Source organism: Streptomyces sp. NPDC048352, from assembly GCF_040651895.1.
Classification (GTDB): Bacteria; Actinomycetota; Actinomycetes; order Streptomycetales; family Streptomycetaceae; genus Streptomyces.
In genome coordinates this window covers 1-17,039 of the sequence record NZ_JBEZKZ010000060.1, presented here as the reverse complement: position 1 = coordinate 17,039, position 17,039 = coordinate 1, and the positions used below count along the sequence as shown (strand labels likewise).

14 protein-coding genes are annotated in these 17,039 nt (G+C 72.8%); 11 read left to right on the top strand and 3 right to left on the bottom strand.

Going from position 1 to position 17,039, the window contains the following annotated elements; translation table 11 throughout:
* Positions 1-25 precede the first annotated feature (25 nt).
* Positions 26-829 (top strand): exodeoxyribonuclease III, encoded by an 804-nt coding sequence (locus AB0D45_RS25750; protein ID WP_362463065.1) that lies wholly within the window; start codon positions 26-28, stop codon positions 827-829.
* On the opposite strand, the gene AB0D45_RS25745 is transcribed toward AB0D45_RS25750, so the two are convergent.
* A complete protein-coding gene (locus tag AB0D45_RS25745; RefSeq protein ID WP_362463062.1) occupies positions 811-1,632 on the bottom strand; it encodes a MerR family transcriptional regulator in 822 nt (273 codons plus the stop codon). The genes AB0D45_RS25750 and AB0D45_RS25745 overlap by 19 nt on opposite strands.
* A 188-nt stretch (positions 1,633-1,820) precedes the next feature.
* On the opposite strand from AB0D45_RS25745, the gene AB0D45_RS25740 reads away from it, so the two are divergent.
* From AB0D45_RS25740 to AB0D45_RS25725, 4 genes are all read left to right on the top strand, one after another.
* The gene (locus AB0D45_RS25740) at positions 1,821-3,503 is read left to right on the top strand and encodes an NAD(P)/FAD-dependent oxidoreductase (RefSeq protein ID WP_362463060.1); all 1,683 of its coding nucleotides are present in this window, start codon (positions 1,821-1,823) and stop codon (positions 3,501-3,503) included.
* Positions 3,500-4,579 carry an alpha/beta hydrolase gene (locus tag AB0D45_RS25735; protein WP_362463057.1) on the top strand — a complete coding sequence of 360 codons (1,080 nt, stop codon included), beginning with the start codon at positions 3,500-3,502 and terminating at the stop codon, positions 4,577-4,579. Before AB0D45_RS25740 ends, AB0D45_RS25735 begins: the two co-directional genes overlap by 4 nt.
* Entirely contained in the window at positions 4,576-5,460 is an 885-nt protein-coding gene (locus AB0D45_RS25730; RefSeq protein ID WP_362463054.1) for an SDR family oxidoreductase, read from the top strand. Before AB0D45_RS25735 ends, AB0D45_RS25730 begins: the two co-directional genes overlap by 4 nt.
* 76 nt (positions 5,461-5,536) lie before the next feature.
* Entirely contained in the window at positions 5,537-5,713 is a 177-nt protein-coding gene (locus tag AB0D45_RS25725) for a hypothetical protein (protein WP_362463051.1), read from the top strand.
* A 121-nt stretch (positions 5,714-5,834) separates the two neighbouring features.
* Here the strand turns inward: AB0D45_RS25725 and AB0D45_RS25720 are convergent, their stop codons facing one another.
* A complete protein-coding gene (locus AB0D45_RS25720; RefSeq protein ID WP_362463048.1) occupies positions 5,835-9,098 on the bottom strand; it encodes a S41 family peptidase in 3,264 nt (1,087 codons plus the stop codon).
* A 216-nt stretch (positions 9,099-9,314) separates the two neighbouring features.
* Between AB0D45_RS25720 and AB0D45_RS25715 the strand changes: the two genes are divergently transcribed.
* Both AB0D45_RS25715 and AB0D45_RS25710 read left to right on the top strand, forming a co-directional pair.
* Entirely contained in the window at positions 9,315-9,893 is a 579-nt protein-coding gene (locus tag AB0D45_RS25715; protein ID WP_361597509.1) for a TetR/AcrR family transcriptional regulator, read from the top strand.
* A 137-nt stretch (positions 9,894-10,030) separates the two neighbouring features.
* Complete coding sequence (locus AB0D45_RS25710) at positions 10,031-12,235, top strand: MMPL family transporter (protein WP_362463045.1); 2,205 nt, start codon at positions 10,031-10,033, stop codon at positions 12,233-12,235.
* 186 nt (positions 12,236-12,421) lie between these two features.
* On the opposite strand, the gene AB0D45_RS25705 is transcribed toward AB0D45_RS25710, so the two are convergent.
* Positions 12,422-12,883 (bottom strand): SsgA family sporulation/cell division regulator, encoded by a 462-nt coding sequence (locus AB0D45_RS25705; protein WP_361597377.1) that lies wholly within the window; start codon positions 12,881-12,883, stop codon positions 12,422-12,424.
* Between the two features lie 179 nt (positions 12,884-13,062).
* On the opposite strand from AB0D45_RS25705, the gene AB0D45_RS25700 reads away from it, so the two are divergent.
* The 4 genes from AB0D45_RS25700 (at position 13,063) to AB0D45_RS25685 (ending at position 16,897) form a co-directional block, all read left to right on the top strand.
* The gene (locus AB0D45_RS25700; RefSeq protein ID WP_362463042.1) at positions 13,063-14,124 is read left to right on the top strand and encodes an energy-coupling factor ABC transporter permease; all 1,062 of its coding nucleotides are present in this window, start codon (positions 13,063-13,065) and stop codon (positions 14,122-14,124) included.
* Between the two features lies 1 nt (position 14,125).
* On the top strand, positions 14,126-14,887 hold the full coding sequence (gene cbiQ, locus AB0D45_RS25695; RefSeq protein ID WP_362463039.1) for a cobalt ECF transporter T component CbiQ: 762 nt from the start codon (positions 14,126-14,128) through the stop codon (positions 14,885-14,887).
* Positions 14,875-15,666: an ABC transporter ATP-binding protein gene (locus AB0D45_RS25690; protein WP_361597368.1), complete on the top strand. Its 792-nt coding sequence runs from the start codon at positions 14,875-14,877 to the stop codon at positions 15,664-15,666. The genes cbiQ and AB0D45_RS25690 overlap by 13 nt, the downstream gene beginning before the upstream one ends.
* Before the next feature lie 67 nt (positions 15,667-15,733).
* A complete protein-coding gene (locus tag AB0D45_RS25685) occupies positions 15,734-16,897 on the top strand; it encodes a serine hydrolase domain-containing protein (protein ID WP_362463036.1) in 1,164 nt (387 codons plus the stop codon).
* Positions 16,898-17,039: the final 142 nt, after the last annotated feature.

The window sequence follows — 17,039 nt, the reverse complement described above, 5'->3', positions numbered from 1 at the left end:
GGATCCCTCCGGCTATGGTGCAGGGATGCTCACCGTGACCTCCGTGAATGTGAATGGGATCCGCGCCGCCGCCAAGAAGGGGTTCGTGGAGTGGCTCGCCGGATCCGACGCCGATGTCGTCTGCCTGCAGGAGGTACGGGCGGAGGCGGCGCAGATTCCGGCGGAGGCCGGGGCGCCCGAGGGCTGGCACACCGTGTTCGCGCCGGCCGCCGCCAAGGGGCGGGCCGGCGTCGCCGTGTACACGCGGCGGGCACCCGAACGGGTGCAGGTGGGCTTCGGGAGTGACGAGTTCGACACGAGCGGGCGCTACGTCGAGGTCGACCTGCCCGGCGTCACCGTCGCGAGCCTGTACCTGCCGTCCGGGGAGGCCGGCACCGAGCGCCAGGACGAGAAGTACCGGTTCATGGGGGAGTTCCTCGACTACCTGCGGGCGCTGAAGGCGCGGGCCGCCGCCGACGGGCGGGAGGTGGTGGTGTGCGGTGACTGGAACATCTGCCACCAGGAGGCCGACCTCAAGAACTGGAAGACCAACCGCAAGAACGCGGGCTTCCTGCCCGAGGAGCGCGAGTGGCTGGGGAAGGTGTACGCCGAGGCCGGGTACGTCGACGTCGTGCGCGTGCTGCACCCGGAGACGGACGGGCCGTACTCCTGGTGGTCCTACCGGGGCCGGGCCTTCGACAACGACGCGGGCTGGCGCATCGACCTCCAGGTGGCGAGCCCGGGCCTGGCGGCCAGGGCCGTGAAGGCCTTCGTCGAGCGGGCGGAGACGCACCCGGAGCGGTGGTCGGACCACGCGCCGGTGACCGTCGTCTACGAACTCGGCGTCTGAGGCGGCTGAGGCGGCTGGGGCGGCTGGGGCGTCTGAGGCCTTCCCGGCTGCCGCGGCGGCTGGGACGCCTGGGGTGGTGCGGGCGCCTGGGACGCCTCGGGTGCCTGGGGTGCCTCCGGCTCCGGCGGGAGCTGCTGGTGCAGGCGGCCCATCGCCATCGTCAGCTCCGCCTCGACCACGCTCTTGGCCAGCGGGCGCAGCCGCGCGACGGCGTCCTGCCCGATGTGGGCGGATATCAGCTCGGTGAACAGCGCCGCCAGCGCGTCCGCGTGCTCGCGGACCCGGCGGCCGGTCTCCAGTACCGCCGACAGCGGTACGCCCTCGCGGACCAGGGCCGATGAGACGTCCAGCAGCCGCCGGCTGACGTGCACGATCTCCTCGCCGTCGGTGGCGAGGTAGCCGAGGTCGAGCGAGGCCGCCAGGTTCTCCGGGGTCACCTCGCCCTCGAAGTAGTCGGCCAGGTCCTCCGGCGAGAGCCGGACCGGGGTCTCCTCCCACCAGCCGATGCCGAGCAGCTCGCCCAGCTGGCTGGCGTCGCGGCCCTTCTCGAAGGCGGCGGTCAGCTCGGCGATGCCGCCGAGGGTGTGGCCGCGTTCGAGCAGGGCGGCGATCGTGCGCAGCCGGGCCAGGTGGTGCTCGCCGTACCAGGCGATGCGGCCCTCGCGGCGGGGCGGCGGGAGAAGCCTGCGCTCGCGGTAGAAGCGCAGGGTGCGCACCGGGATGCCGGCCGCCTCGGCCAGTTCCCCGGTCCGGTACTCGCGCGCCACGGCGGGTTCCGCCTCTCTCTTCACCGGTGTGTCCACACGCGCAGCCTAGGGGGTGACGTGTGGATCATGCCGGGCCTGATCACTGTGCACCCCTTGGGCGTACCCGCAGTAACTTTCCGGGCGCGACCCCTACCCATGGGTACGGAGCTGCTCTACTCTCCCGATTGTGCCAGTGATTGCTGGCAGCGTTGCGGTTTCGGATTGCGGTGCGGAAGGCGGCGGGCATGGGCGGTAGGGCCAGGAAGGCCGGTGGGGGCCGGCGCGAGCACGTACGGGTGGCGGTGATCGGGTCCGGGTTCGGCGGACTCGGTGCCGCCGTGCGGCTGCGGCGCGAGGGGATCACCGACTTCGTCGTGCTGGAGCGGGCCGACTCGGTCGGCGGCACCTGGCGCGACAACAGCTATCCGGGGTGCGCCTGCGACGTGCCCTCGCACCTCTACTCCTTCTCCTTCGCGCCGAACCCCGACTGGCCGCGGACCTTCTCCGGGCAGCCCGCCATCCGGGCCTACCTGGAGCACGTCGCCGACACCTTCGGGCTGCGCCGGCACATCCGGCTCGGCCACGACGTCCTGATGATGCGCTGGGACGCGCACGAGCTGCGCTGGCAGATCGAGACCTCGGCGGGCGACCTGACCGCCGACGTCGTGGTGTCGGCGACCGGACCGCTGTCCGACCCGAAGATGCCCGAGATCCCCGGGCTCGCCGGGTTCCCCGGCAAGGTCTTCCACTCGGCGCGCTGGGACCACGACTACGACCTGACCGGCAAGCGCGTCGCCATGATCGGTACGGGCGCCTCCGCGATCCAGATCGTGCCCGCCATCGCCCCCCGGACGGAGCGCCTGACGCTCTTCCAGCGGACGGCGCCGTGGGTCATGCCACGCACCGACCGGGCCATCAGCGCCGTCGAGCGGTGGCTGCACCGGCAGCTGCCCTTCACCCAGTCGGCCCGCCGCGGGCTGCTGTGGGGGATCCGCGAGCTCCAGGTCAGCGCCTTCACCAAGCGCCCGAACCAGCTCGGGCTGATCGAATCCCTGGCCAAGGCCAATATGGCGCGTTCCATCAAGGACCCGGCGCTGCGGGCCAAGCTCACGCCCTCGTACCGGATCGGCTGCAAGCGGATCCTGCTCTCCAGCGAGTACTACCCGGCGCTGGCCCGGCCCGACGTGGACCTGGTCGCCTCCGGGCTCAAGGAGATCAGGGGCTCGGTCCTCGTCGCCGCCGACGGGACCGAGACCGAGGTGGACGCGATCATCTTCGGCACCGGGTTCCACGTCACGGACATGCCCATCGCCGACCGGGTGGTGGGCGCCGACGGGCAGAGCCTCGCGGAGGCCTGGAAGGACGGGATGCAGGCGCTGCGCGGCGCGACCGCGGCCGGCTTCCCGAACTGGATGACGATCATCGGCCCGAACACCGGCCTCGGGAACAGTTCGATGATCCTGATGATCGAGTCCCAGCTGAACTACATGGCGGACTACCTGCGCCAGCTCTCCCTGCTCGACGGGAGCAGCCTGGGCGGGCGCACCGCGCTGGCCGCCCGGCCCTCCGCCGTGAACCAGTGGAACCGCCGCGTCCAGGCGCGGATGGAGCGGACCGTGTGGAACACCGGCGGGTGCACCAGCTGGTACCTCGACTCCCAGGGCCGCAACACCACCGTCTGGCCGGGGACGACGGGGGAGTTCCGCCGAGAGACGCGCACGGTCGACCTTTCGGAGTACGAGGTCGTACGGGTGCGCGAGCGCGGCCCGGACCGGGTCGCGGTCGCCGTCGCCCCGAACGCCGGCTCCGCGGCCGTCGCCCCGAACGCCGGCTCCGCGGCCGTCGCCCCGGCCGCCGGCTCCGCGGCCGTCGCCCCGGCCGCTCCCGCCGTCGCCCCGGCCGCTTCCGCCGGGGAGGGAGCCGCGTGAGCCGGCCGGGACACGTCACCACCGGCCGGTACGCGCCCCCGGCCGCCGCCCGCGAACTGGTCGCGGTCTCCGCCGACGGGGCCCGGCTGCACGTGGAGGTGCACGGGGCGGAAGGCGCCCCGGCCGTCGTGCTCTCCCACGGCTGGACCTGCTCCACCGCCTTCTGGGCGGCGCAGATCCGCGAACTGTCCCGCGACCACCGGGTCATCGCGTACGACCAGCGCGGCCACGGCCGCAGCCCGGCGGCCGCCGCCTACAGCACCACCGCCCTCGCCGACGACCTGGCCGCCGTGCTGGAGGCCGCCCTCGCCTCCGGCGAGCGGGCCGTGGTGGCCGGGCACTCCATGGGCGGCATGACCGTCATGGCCGCCGCCGGCCGGCCCGAGTTCGCCGAGCACGTCGCGGCCGCCCTGCTGTGCAGCACCGGCAGTTCGCGGCTGGTCGCGGAGGCGACCGTGCTGCCGTTGCGCGCCGGGCGCGCGCGGACCCGTACGACCCGCGCGGTGCTCGGCTCCCGCGCGCCGCTCGGGCCGGTCACGCCCCTCGGCCGCGCGGTGCTCAAGTACGCGACGATGGGGCCCGGCTCCGCTCCGGACCGGGTGGAGGCCTGCGCCCGCATCGTGCACGCCTGCCCTCCGGGGGTGCGCCACGCCTGGTCCGAGGTGCTGGCCGGGCTGGACCTGGACGCCGGACTGGCCGGGCTGACGGTGCCGACCGCCGTCCTCGTGGGCAGGGACGACCGGCTCACCCCGGTCGCGCACGCCCGGCGGATCGCGGTCGCGCTGCCGCACTGCGTGGGCCTGACCGAACTCACCGGCATGGGGCACATGACGCCGGTCGAGGCCCCCGAGGCCGTTACCGGCGCCGTGCGCGAGCTGACGACCCGGTACTTGGGCTCCGCGGCCGGCCCGCCCGCCCCGGCTGCCGTACCGAGCCCGTCCGCCGTACCTGCCGTACCGGCCGCGGTCGTCGTACTTGCCGTACCTTCCGACGCCGGCGCATCCGACACATCCAGCGGATCCGGCGCATCCGCCGTATCCGACGTATCCGACGCACCGAAGGAGAAGACCGCGTGAGCGCTCGCAGGAGTCTGGAAGGCCAGGTCGCTGTCGTCACCGGCGCCGCCCGCGGGGTCGGTGAACTGCTCGCCCGCAAGCTGTCCGCGCGCGGCGCGAAGGTCGCCCTGGTGGGCCTGGAGCCGGAGGCGCTCAAGGAGGTCTCCGAGCGGCTGCACACCGACAGCGGCCACTGGCACGCCGACGTCACCGACCACGAGGCGATGGCCCGCGTCGCGCAGGAGGTCAAGGAGCGCTTCGGGAAAGTCGACATAGTGATAGCCAATGCGGGCGTCGCCGCCGGCGGGCCGTTCGCGGACTCCGACCCCGTTGCCTGGCGCCGTGTCATCGAAGTCAACCTGATCGGCGGGGCCGTCACCGCCCGCGCCTTCCTGCCCGTACTCATGGAGAGCCGCGGTTACTTCCTCCAGATCGCTTCGCTCGCCGCGATCACCCCCGCGCCGATGATGACGGCGTACTGCGCCTCCAAGTCCGGCGTCGAGGCCTTCGCCCACTGCCTGCGCGCCGAGGTCGGCTACAAGGGCGTCAAGGTGGGCGTCGGCTACCTCTCCTGGACCGACACCGACATGGTGCGCGGCGCCGACCAGAACGACGTGATGCGCGAGCTGCGCCGGCGGCTGCCGTGGCCCGCGAACCGCACCTACCCGCTGGGGCCGGCCGTCGACCGGATCGTGGCCGGCGTCGAACGGCGCTCGGCGCACGTGTACGCGCAGTGGTGGCTGCGCGGGATGCAGGGCGTCCGCGGCTACCTGCCCGCGGTCATCGCGGCGGGCGGTCAGCGGGAGATGAGGCGCTTCGAACCGAGGCTCGCCGGTGTCTCCAAGGGGCTGGTCGGGGCGGGCGGGGCGGCAGACGAGCAGGAGCGCTCCCGGCGGAGCTGACCGACATGCGTACTTTGTCACTCCGTGTCAGTCTGGTCGGGCCCCCACCACCGAGTTCCGTACGGAGTGATGAAGCATGTCTCTCAAGGACCAGTTCAGGGACAAGGCGAACCAGCTGAGGGAGCGGGCCGAGAAGGCCGGGCAGGGCGCGAAGGACGGGGTGTCCGGGCGCGCCGCCGGTACCGGCGAAAAGAGGGTGTCGGGGGAGGCGTCGTCCGACGACGTGAGGGACGGACTCGACGGCCGGGCCTGACGCTCACCGCGCTCACCGCGCCTCACCGCGTTCACGCGCGAAGGGGCCCGGTCCGTACCGCGGTACGGACCGGGCCCCTTCCGCATGCCGCCTTCCGCACGGCTCGCTCCGCCGCCGGGCCCTACTCCCGCGGCGGCAGCTTCGGGCGCCGGAGGTCCGGTACGTCGGTGTAGCCGGGCGGCACCGCGGCCGGATCCTGTTCCAGCAGCTCCAGCGCCAGGTGCACGGCGTCGTCCAGCTGCGCGTGCCGCCCCTCCGCCCAGTCGAGCGGGGTGCGCAGGATCGCCAGGTCCGGCTCCACGCCGTGGTTCTCCACCGACCAGCCGTACTCCGGGAACCAGGCGGCGTTCATCGGAACGGTGATCACCGTCCCGTCGCCCAGGGTGTGCCGGCCGGTCATCCCGACGACCCCGCCCCAGGTGCGCTGGCCCACCACCGGGCCCAGGCCCAGCAGTTTGAAGGCGGCCGTGATCATGTCGCCGTCGGAGGAGGTCGCCTCGTCGGCCAGTGCCACGATCGGGCCGCGCGGCGCGTTCGACGCGTACGAGACGGGCTGCGCGCCCCGGGTCAGGTCCCAGCCGAGGATCGAACGGGTGAGTTTCTCCACCACCAGCTCGCTGATGTGCCCGCCCGCGTTGCCGCGTACGTCCACGATCAGGGCGGGCCGGGACATCTCCATGCGCAGGTCCCGGTTGAACTGCGCCCAGCCCGAGCCGCCCATGTCGGGGATGTGCAGGTAGCCGCAGCGGCCGCCGCTCAGCTCGCGGACCACGGCGCGGCGCTTGGACACCCAGTCCTGGTAGCGCAGCGGCCGCTCGTCGATCAGCGGGACGACCGCGACCCGCCGGGCCCGGCCCTCACCCTCGGCGGGTTCGAAGGTGAGCTCGACGGTGGTGCCGCCGGCCGCCGAGAGCAGCGGGTACGGGCCGGTCACCGGGTCGACCGGCCGCCCGTCGACGTGGGTGAGGACCGCGCCCTCGCGGATGCCGGTGCCCGCGAGCGGGGAGCGGGCCTTGGAGTCGGAGGACTCGCCGGGCAGGATCCGCTTGACCACCCAGCCCTCGTCGCGGTGCACGAGGTTGGCGCCGAGCAGGCCGATGGCCCGCTGGTAGTGGGGCGGCCCCTCGTTGCGGCGGGCGGGGGAGACGTACGCGTGGGAGGTGCCGAGTTCGCCGAGCACCTCGCGCATGAGGTCCGCGAACTCGTCGGGGGAGGCGATCCGTTCGACGAGGGGGCGGTACTGGCGCAGTACGCCGTCCCAGTCGATCCCGCACATCCTCGGCTCCCAGAAGTACGCGGGGATGAGCCGGCCGGCCTCCTCGAAGGCCTGGCGCCACTCGGCGGCCGGGTCCACCTCGTGCAGGATGCGCCGCAGGTCGAGGTAGACGGTGGAGTCACCGTCGCCCGGCTCGGTCGCGGGGACGGCGCGCAGGTCGCCGTCGTCGTTGACGACGAGGCGGGTGCCGTCGCCGCTGACGGCGAACCAGTCGAGCCCGGAGGCCAGCTCCGCCTTGCGGGCCTTGGTCATGTCGAAGTGCTCCAGCGTGGGCTTGCCGCTGGTGTCGGCCGGGTTGGCGAAGGTCTCGCCGAGCGCGCCCGAGATGGGCCAGCGCAGCCAGACCAGTCCGCCGCCGTGCACCGGGTAGAGGGCCGAGTACTTCGACGCGGAGACGGGGAAGGGCGTGACCCGGCTCTCCAGGCCCTCCACCTCCACCGTCACCGTGCCGTCGCCCTCGCCGGACTCGCCCTCGACGGGGTCGAGTCCGCCCGCCGCGGGACGGCCGTCGGGGGAGAAGGCGAAGGGAGAGGGGGTGGCCGAGGAAAGCGGCACGAGGTACGGGCGGCAGCCGAGCGGGAAGGACAGGTCGCCGGTGTGGACGTCGTACACCGGGTCGAACCCGCGCCAGGACAGGAACGCGAGGTAACGGCCGTCCCGGGTGAAAACCGGGTTTTCATCCTCGAAGCGGCCGTTGGTGACGTCGATGACGACGTGGGCGCCCGGGCCGGAGATCCTGGCCATCTTGATCTGGCGCAGGGACCGCCCGATGCCGGGGTGCGACCAGGTCAGCCAGCAGCCGTCGGGCGAGAAGGCCAGGTCGGTGACGGGGCCGTTGATGGACCGGATGAGCTCGGTGACCTCCCCGTTGGACTCCTCCGTCGCGTCGAGCAGCAGCAGCCGTCCGTCGTTGGAGGCGATGGCGAGCCGCTCCCCGTCGGGATCGGCCAGCAGTTCCGTCACGCGTCCCAGCTCGCCCGAGGCCAGCCGGCGCGGTTCGCGGTCGCCGGAGGCGCGGGGGAGGTAGGCGATCTCGATCGCGTCCTCGCCCTCGGCGTCGGTGACGTAGGCGACCTGCCCGCCGCTGCCGAGCATCTCGGGCAGCCGTACCCGCACGCCGGGGGTGTCGGCGATGGTGCGGGCGGGGCCGTCGCGGTGGGTGAGCCAGTACAGGCTGCCGCGTACGACGACGGCGCTGGCGCGTCCGGTGGTGTCGACGGACAGCGAGTCGACGTTGCTGGCGGCCGGCACCTGGTACGTACGCCGTCCCGCGCGCGGGCCGCCGAGGCGGACCGGCAGCTTGCGCGGGGAGGCGTCCGCGGCGAGGGAGTCGACCAGCCACAGGTCGCCGGCGCACTGGTAGACGACGCGGGAGCCGTCGCTGGAGGCGTGCCGGGCGTAGAACTCGTCGTGGTCGGTGTGGCGGCGCAGGCCGGTGCCGTCGGGCAGGCAGGAGTAGAGGTTGCCGACTCCCTCGTGGTCGGAGAGGAAGGCGATCCGGTCGCCGACGAACATCGGCGAGTCGAGGTGGCCTTCCAGGTCCTCCAGGAGCCGCTGTCCGTGCAGCCAGAGCCGGCCGGTGGCGCCGCCGCGGTAGCGCTTCCAGGCGGCGGGCTCGTGCGGGGGCTTGCCGGTCAGCAGCAGGCTGCGGTGTTCGCCGCCGGCGTCGGCCACCTGGAGGTCGGAGACCGGGCCCCAGGGCAGGCGTCCGCCCGGGCTGCCGTCGGTGGGCAGCTTGTACGCCCAGGAGTAGTAGGAGAAGGGCTGGCCGTGGGAGGAGACGGCCAGGATGTTCCCGTCGGGGTCCCAGCCGCAGACGCGGGTGTCGGTGGAGCCCCAGTAGGTGAGCCGGCGGGCGGGGCCGCCGTCCACGGGGGCGAGGTGGATCTCGGGGTCGAGGCTGCGCCAGGTGGTGAAGGCGATGTGCCGTCCGTCCGGGGAGAAGCGCGGGTGGCCGACGCGGGTGCGGTCGACGGTGATCCGCCAGGCCCGGCCGGGGGTCTGGCCGTCGGGGACGAGGGGGGCTACCCACAGGTCGTCCTCGGTGGCGAAGCACAGCAGGTCGTCGTGCAGGTGCGGATAGCGGAGGTACGCGACGTCGTGGCTCACCCCCCAATGCTTTCCGCGCCAGGGGGGCCCGGCAACTCGTACAGGTGAGCGGGGGTTTCCGAAGGTTCCCGCCGGGCGCGTGACCCACAACACGGCCGCTATCGAAACGGAACGGTTTCGTTTCGTTAGGCGGGCGGGTAGTCTCTGAGTGAGGAGTACGGAACCGTTTCGTTCGGAGGTGTCGCGATGAAGGCAGGTTGCCGGGTGAGCGACGTGATGTCGGCTCGACGCAGCCGGATCACCCCCGAGCGGGAAGCCGAACTCCACGGGGCGGTCCTCGACCTCCTGCGGGAGGTCGGCTACGAGGCGCTGACCATGGACGCGGTCGCCGCACGTACGAAGTCCAGCAAGGCCACCCTCTACCGCCAGTGGGGGAGCAAGCCGGAGCTGGTCGCCAAGGCCCTGCGGTGCACCCAGCCGGTCACCCTCCGGGAGATCGACACGGGCAGCCTGCGCGGGGACTTCGCCCGGATGGTCGAGTGCTCGGACGACGCGCAGATGGCCAAGGACACCGCGCTGATGCGGGGCCTGGCCCATGCCGTCCACGAGAGTCCGGAACTGCACCGGGCGCTGCGCGACCTGCTGGTCGACCCGGAGATCAACGGTCTCCAGGCGATGCTCCGGCGTGCGGTCGAGCGGGGCGAGATCCGGCCCGACTGCCCGGCGCTGGACTTCGTACCGCACATGCTCATCGGGGCGTTCATCGCGCTCCCGCTGATCGAGGACCGGTCCGTCGACCAGGCCTTCCTCGGCCAGTTCATCGACGCCGTGGTGTTCCCCGCCCTCGGCGTCTGACGAACGGGCACAGCTCCTCAGAAGTACACAACGTCCCTCCTGCTGCTCCTGACACGCCGCTCTCGTCGTCGGGCCGGCTTTCCACGCCCTGATCCGACCCGGATCCATCCCACGACCTGAAACGGGAGAACCACGACGTGGCCACCTTCCTCTACCGGCTCGGGCGCGGTGCCTTCAGGCGCCGCGGCCTGGTCGCCCTCGTATGGGTGGCGCTGCTCGTCGCCGCGGGCTTCGGCGCCGCGACGGCCTCCGCGCCCACCTCCGGCTCGTTCTCGATACCCGGCACGGAGGCCCAGAAGGCCTTCGACCTGCTGGACGAGAAGTTCCCGGGCATGTCCGCCGACGGCGCGACCGCCCGCATCGTCATCAAGGCCCCGGCGGGTGCCAAGGTCACCGACCCGGGCACCAAGGCCGAGGTCGAGAAGCTCATCTCCGGCCTGAAGAGCGGCCCGGGCGCCGCCCAAGTCGCTACCGTCGACGACCCGTACCAGACGAAGGCGGTGAGCCAGGACGGCTCCACCACCTACGTCAGCGTGAAGTACAAGGTCAGCGGCATGGAGCTGAAGAACGAAACCCGCGAAGCGCTCAAGGACTCGGGCCACGGCGCCCAGCAGGCCGGCCTCCAGGTGGAGATCGGCGGCGACGCGCTGATGGAGGCCCCGGAGACGGGCTCCGGCGAGGCCATCGGCATCCTGATCGCCGGCATCGTCCTGGTCATCACCTTCGGCTCGCTGGTTGCCGCCGGGCTGCCGCTGCTGACCGCGCTGATCGGCGTCGGCATCGGCGTGTCCTCGATCACCGCGCTCGCCAACGTGCTGGACCTCGGCTCCACCACCTCCACCCTCGCGATGATGATCGGCCTCGCGGTCGGCATCGACTACGCGCTCTTCATCGTCTCCCGCTACCGCGTGGAGCTCGCCGAGGGCCGGGAACGCGACGAGGCGGCCGGCCGGGCCGCCGGAACCGCCGGCTCCGCCGTCGTCTTCGCCGGTCTGACCGTGATCATCGCCCTCGTGGGCCTGGCCGTCGTCAACATCCCGATGCTGACGAAGATGGGTGTCGCCGCCGCCGGCACGGTGGTCATCGCGGTGCTCGTCGCCCTCACCCTGGTCCCGGCGATCCTGGGCTTCGCGGGCAGGAAGGTGCTGCCCGCCGGCCAGAAGAGCAAGCTGTTCGGCAAGGGCCGCCCGGCCGGCGCCGAACCCAAGGCCAACGGCGGGACCCGCTGGGCCCGCTTCGTGCTGCGCCGCCCGGTCATGGTGCTGCTGGTCGGTGTCATCGGCCTCGGCGCCATCGCGATCCCGGCGTCCAAGCTGGAGATGGGCCTGCCCGACGACGGCTCCAAGCCGGTCTCCACCAGCCAGCGCAAGGCGTACGACATGCTGTCCGAGGGCTTCGGCCCCGGCTTCAACGGTCCGCTGATGGTGGTCGTCGACGGCGACAAGGCGCTGGCCGACCGCACCGCCGACCGGATCAAGGGCCTGGACGGGGTGGCGGCCGTGATGCCCCCGCGCCAGAACGAGGCCAAGGACGCGGCGATCGTCAGCGTGATCCCGAAGGACCGGCCCTCCTCCACCGAGACCGAGGACCTGGTCCACTCGATCCGCGACGGCAACGGCAAGGACGTGTTCGTCAGCGGCCAGACCGCGATGAACATCGACTTCTCGCAGAAGATGAACGACGCGCTGCTGCCCTACCTGGCGCTGGTCGTCGGCCTCGCCTTCCTGCTGCTGATGCTTGTCTTCCGCTCGATCCTGGTCCCGCTCAAGGCGGCCCTCGGCTTCCTGCTGTCGGTCGTCGCGGCCCTCGGCGCGGTCGTCGCGGTCTTCCAGTGGGGCTGGCTCGGCTCGGTGTTCGGGGTGGAGCAGACCGGTCCGATCATGTCGATGATGCCGATCTTCATGGTGGGCGTGGTCTTCGGCCTCGCCATGGACTACGAGGTCTTCCTGGTCACCCGGATGAGGGAGGCGTACGTCCACGGCGAGCGCCCGGGCCAGGCCGTGGTGACCGGCTTCCAGTACAGCGCCCGCGTGGTCGTGGCGGCCGCGGTCATCATGATCGCCGTCTTCTCCGGCTTCCTGGGGGCCAGCGACTCGATGGTCAAGATGATCGGCTTCGGCCTGGCGGTCGCCGTCCTCTTCGACGCCTTCGTGGTCCGCATGGCCATCGTCCCGGCCGTGCTGGCGCTGCTCGGGCACAAGGCCTGGTGGCTGCCGAAGTGGCTCGACCGGATCCTGCCCAACGTGGACGTGGAGGGCGAGAGCCTGCGCAAGCACCTCGGCGAGTCCGGGCCCGGCTCCCCGGAGGACCCCGGCAAGCAGCGTGAGCTCGTCAACGCCTGAGTCAACTCCCGGCCCGGAAACCCACCCGGGCCGCGGGTCAAGCCGCGGCCCGGGAACTCACCCGCGGCGCGGGTCAACCTCCGGCCTGGGAACTCACCCGCGACGCGTCAACCTCCGGCCCGGGAACTCACCCGGCGCACACCGGCCCCGCACCTGGAACCCAGGTGCGGGGCCGGTCGCGTCCGGCTACGCCGTCCGGGTGGTGGCGTACGTACGGCGCAGGAAGCGGCGCAGCGCGGCGCTGTCGAACTGGAGGACGGCGACGCCCTCGGGCGAGTGGAACTCGACCACCGCCTGGACGCGGCCGCAGGGCCAGATGCGTACGTCCCCGCTCCCGGACGGGGCCAGCAGGCCGGCCTCCAGGAGGGCGAGGGGGAAGACCCACTCGTTGTCGGTGTCCTCGGGGGACAGCTCCGCCGGGAAGACGACGCGCACGGCCAGCGGCTCGGCGGGGGTGAAGCGCAGGGCCACCGGAATGGCCCGGTAGAGGGGGTCGTCGGTGATCACCCGCGCGCGTACCCGCTCCTCGATGGCGACGCCCCGGACGGCGTCGGCGGTGGCCGCGGTGGCGGTCACGGTGGGGGCGTCGGGGGCGGCGGTCGCGGTCGTGCCCGCGGTGGCTGGTGGATTCTCGGCGGCGGCTGACATCGACCAGACTCCTCGAAATCGGATCATTTACGTCCGTTTGTCCGTGTCCAGCCTCGCACATTCCGACGAAAGCGCAGGGATCTATTTGTGACCCGACCGCTCTTGCCAACCATTTGCAACTGGGTACTACTCTTGAACGGCTGTAGACCTGTGCGAGAAAGAGGAAGCGGAGCTTCTCCATGCATGTGCCCGACGGATTCATCAACACACCCGTCTCGGCGGCCGCAGGAGTGGCGGCCGCCGCCGCCGTCGCGGTCAGCCTGCGTGGCGCCCGCCGCGAGCTCGACGAGCGCACCGCCCCGCTGGCCGGGCTCGTCGCCGCCTTCATCTTCGCCGTGCAGATGCTGAACTTCCCGGTCGCCGCCGGCACCAGCGGGCACCTGCTGGGAGGGGCCCTCGCCGCGATACTCGTCGGCCCGTACACCGGTGTGCTGTGCGTGGCCGTCGTCCTGCTGATGCAGGGCATCCTCTTCGCCGACGGCGGCCTGACCGCGCTCGGCGTCAACGTCCTCAACATGGCCGTGGTGACCGTCGTCGTCGCCTACGCCGTCTTCCGCGGCCTCCTGCGGCTGCTGCCCGCCGGCCGCCGCTCGGTCACCGTCGCCGCCTTCACCGGCGCCCTGCTCTCGGTTCCCGCCGCGGCCGCCACCTTCACCGCCCTCTACGCCATCGGCGGCACCACCGACGTCCCGATCGGCAAGGTCGTCACGGCCATGGTCGGCGTCCACGTGCTCATCGGCATCGGCGAGGCCGCGATCACCGCCGCGACCGTCGGCGCCGTGATCGCCGTACGGCCCGACCTGGTCCACGGCGCGCGCCGGCTGACCGTCCCGCTGAAGCTGCGCGTCGGCGGCGAGCTGGTCGACGCCCCCGCACCCGCCGCCACGCCGGCGCCCGCGGCCGCCCGCTCCACCCGCACGCTGTGGCTGAGCGGCCTCGTCACCGCCCTCGTCCTGGCCGGCTTCGTCTCCTTCTACGCCTCCGCCAGCCCCGACGGACTGGAGAAGGTCGCCGCCGACAAGGGCATCGACACCAAGGTGGAGGAGCACGCCGCCGCCGGCTCCCCCCTCGCCGACTACAGCGTCAAGGACGTCACCGACGCACGCCTGTCCGGCGGCCTCGCGGGCGTCATCGGCGTCGGCTCGACCGTCGCCGTGGGCACCGGCGTCTTCTGGGTCGTGCGCCGCCGCCGCGCGCAGGACCTGACCGCGGCCTCCACGGCCGCCCCGTCGGCCGGCTGACATGGGGGCGGGCCACGCGCACAAGCTCTACCGGCACGGGCACTCGCCGGTGCACGAACTGCCGCCGCACTGCAAGATCGCCGCGACGTTCGCGTTCGTGGTCGTCGTCGTCTCCACCCCGCGCGAGGCGGTGTGGGCCTTCGCCGGGTACGCGGCCCTCATCGCCGTCGTCACCGCGGCGGCCCGCATTCCCGTGGGCTTCCTGCTGCGGCGGATGCTGATCGAGGTCCCGTTCGTCCTCTTCGCCGTCCTCATGCCCTTCGTCGCCCAGGGCGAACGGGTGGAGGTGCTCGGCATGTCGCTGAGCGTCTCGGGCCTGTGGGGCGCCTGGAACGTCCTGGCCAAGGGCACCCTCGGGGTGGCCGCCTCCGTACTGCTCGCCTCCACCACCGAACTGCGGGCGCTGCTGCTGGGACTCCAGCGGCTGAAACTGCCGCCGCTGCTGGTTCAGATCGCCTCCTTCATGATCCGGTACGGCGACGTCATCACCGACGAGCTGCGCCGCATGTCGATCGCCCGGCGCTCGCGCGGGTTCGAGGCGCGCGGGATCCGGCACTGGGGAGTGCTCGCCAAGACGGCCGGCGCGCTGTTCATCCGCTCCTACGAACGCGGCGAGCGGGTCTACCTCGCGATGGTCAGCCGCGGCTACGCCGGCTCCATGCCGGTGATCGACGACGTCACGGCCACCCGCGCCCAGTGGGCGTACTCGGCCGTGCTCCCGGTTACGGCGCTCGCCGTCTGTCTGATGGGTTGGACGCTGTGACGTCTGCTTCCGCTGCTTCCCCCGCCGCTTCCGCCGCGCCCTCCCTGGAGGTGTCCGGAGTGGCCTTCGCCTACCCGGACGGGCACCAGGCCCTCTTCGGGGTCGACCTCACCATCGGCCGCGGGGAGCGGGTGGCCCTGCTCGGCCCCAACGGCGCGGGCAAGACCACCCTGGTCCTGCACCTCAACGGCATCCTCGGGGGCGGGGTCGGGTCGGTGACCGTGGCCGGGCTGCCGGTGGAGAAGCGGAACCTCGCCGAGATCCGGCGCAGGGTCGGCATCGTCTTCCAGGACCCCGACGACCAGCTGTTCATGCCGACCGTGCGCGAGGACGTCGCCTTCGGCCCGGCGGCGGCCGGCCTGCGGGGCGCCGAACTGGAGGAGCGGGTCCGCGAGGCCCTCGAACAGGTCGGCATGGCCGGGCTCGCCGACCGGCCCCCGCACCACCTGTCCTTCGGGCAGCGCCGCCGGGTGGCCGTGGCGACCGTACTGGCGATGCGGCCGGAGATCCTCGTCCTGGACGAGCCCTCCTCCAACCTCGACCCGGCCTCGCGGCGCGAGCTGGCCGACATCCTGCGCTCGCTGGACGTCACGGTGCTGATGGTGACCCACGACCTGCCGTACGCGCTGGAGCTCTGCCCGCGCTCGGTGATCCTGAGCGAGGGTGTCATCGCCGCCGACGGACGCACCCGGGACCTGCTGTGCGACGAGGCGCTGATGGGTGCGCACCGGCTGGAGCTGCCGTTCGGCTTCGACCCGCGCTCGGTGGCCGCGGCGTAGCCACAGCCGAAATGGCGACATGGCGATATGGCGGCATAAGCAACCGTCGGCGGTTGTTTGTCTGCTCGTGAACATCCAGGGTGTGGTGACCGAGGGCTTCGAGCCCGTCAGGGACGCCTTCGCGCGCAATTTCGAGACGCTCGGGGACCGCGGCGCGGCGGTGGCCGTCTACCGGGACGGCCGCAAGGTCGTCGACCTGTGGGGCGGCACGAAGGACGCGGACGGCGACGGCGGCGGGCCCTGGACCGAGGACACCGCGACAATCGTGCGCTCCGCCACCAAGGGCGTGGCCGCGGCCGTGCCGCTGCTGCTGCACCAGCGCGGACTGCTGGACCTGGACGCGCCGGTGGGCTCGTACTGGCCCGAGTTCAAGGCGGGCGGCAAGGAGAAGACGCTGGTCCGCCACCTCCTCGCCCACCAGGCCGGCGTTCCCGCACTGGAGCGCGGCCTCACCACGGCGCAGGCCGCCGACGGGGTCAGCGGGGCGCGCGCGGTCGCCGCGCAGCAGGCCTTCTGGGAGCCGGGCACCGCGCACGGCTACCACGCCCAGACCTTCAGCTGGCTGCTGTCCGAGCTGGTGCTCCGGGCGACGGGCCGCACCGTCGGCGGGATCCTGGCCGAGGAGATCGCCGAGCCGCTCGGGCTGGACTTCTGGATCGGCCTGCCGGAAGGCGAGGCGCACCGGGTGGGCCGGGTGGCGCCGGTCGAGCCGCCTGCGGGTGCGGGGCTGCTGAAGACCCGGCCGAGGAGAAACGTTTCGGAGGCGTACGCCGACCCGGGCTCCCTCACTCGCCGCGCCTTCGCGGCCATCGACCCCCTGCCGGACGAGAACGACCCCGTCTACCAGGCGGCCGAACTGCCCGGTTCCGCCGGCATCGGCACGGCGCGCGCCCTGGCCCGCTTCTACGCGGCGACCATCGGTGTGGTGGAGGAGGGGGCGCGGATCTTCACCCCCGCCACCTCGGCGCTGGCCGGCACGGAGTTCGCGTCCGGGGCCGACCGGGTGCTGGTCGTGAACACCCGCTTCGGCCCGGGATACATGCTGCACGGGCCGGCGTCCCCGCTGCTGTCCCCGGCCTCCTTCGGCCACCCGGGGCGGGGCGGGTCCCTGGCCTTCGCGGACCCGGAGTCGGGCATCGGCTTCGGCTACGTCACCAACTCCCACGCCAAGTCGGTCACCGCCGACCCGCGTGCGCAGGCGCTGGTCCGGGCACTGCGGTCCTGCCTCTGACGGGTGCCGGCCGGGTGCCGGGCACGGTCCCGGCCGGCCCCCGCGGCGGGGGGGGGGGGGGGCGGGAGGGGGGCGGGAAGGGGGTTTCGCCTAACTAGGCCCCCGCGGCCCCGGGGGGCCGGGCCAGCAACCCCGGGGCCAG

What these genes read in the sequence shown, in the direction of transcription:
- AB0D45_RS25725 (WP_362463051.1), top strand. Translation starts at nt 5,537, where the DNA reads ATGTCTCTCAAGGACCAGTTCAGGGACAAGGCGAACCAGCTGAGGGAG.
- AB0D45_RS25750 (WP_362463065.1), top strand. Translation starts at nt 26, where the DNA reads ATGCTCACCGTGACCTCCGTGAATGTGAATGGGATCCGCGCCGCCGCC.
- AB0D45_RS25740 (WP_362463060.1), top strand. Translation starts at nt 1,821, where the DNA reads ATGGGCGGTAGGGCCAGGAAGGCCGGTGGGGGCCGGCGCGAGCACGTA.
- AB0D45_RS25705 (WP_361597377.1), bottom strand. Translation starts at nt 12,883, where the DNA reads ATGTCAGCCGCCGCCGAGAATCCACCAGCCACCGCGGGCACGACCGCG.
- cbiQ (WP_362463039.1), top strand. Translation starts at nt 14,126, where the DNA reads ATGGGGGCGGGCCACGCGCACAAGCTCTACCGGCACGGGCACTCGCCG.
- AB0D45_RS25700 (WP_362463042.1), top strand. Translation starts at nt 13,063, where the DNA reads ATGCATGTGCCCGACGGATTCATCAACACACCCGTCTCGGCGGCCGCA.
- AB0D45_RS25715 (WP_361597509.1), top strand. Translation starts at nt 9,315, where the DNA reads ATGTCGGCTCGACGCAGCCGGATCACCCCCGAGCGGGAAGCCGAACTC.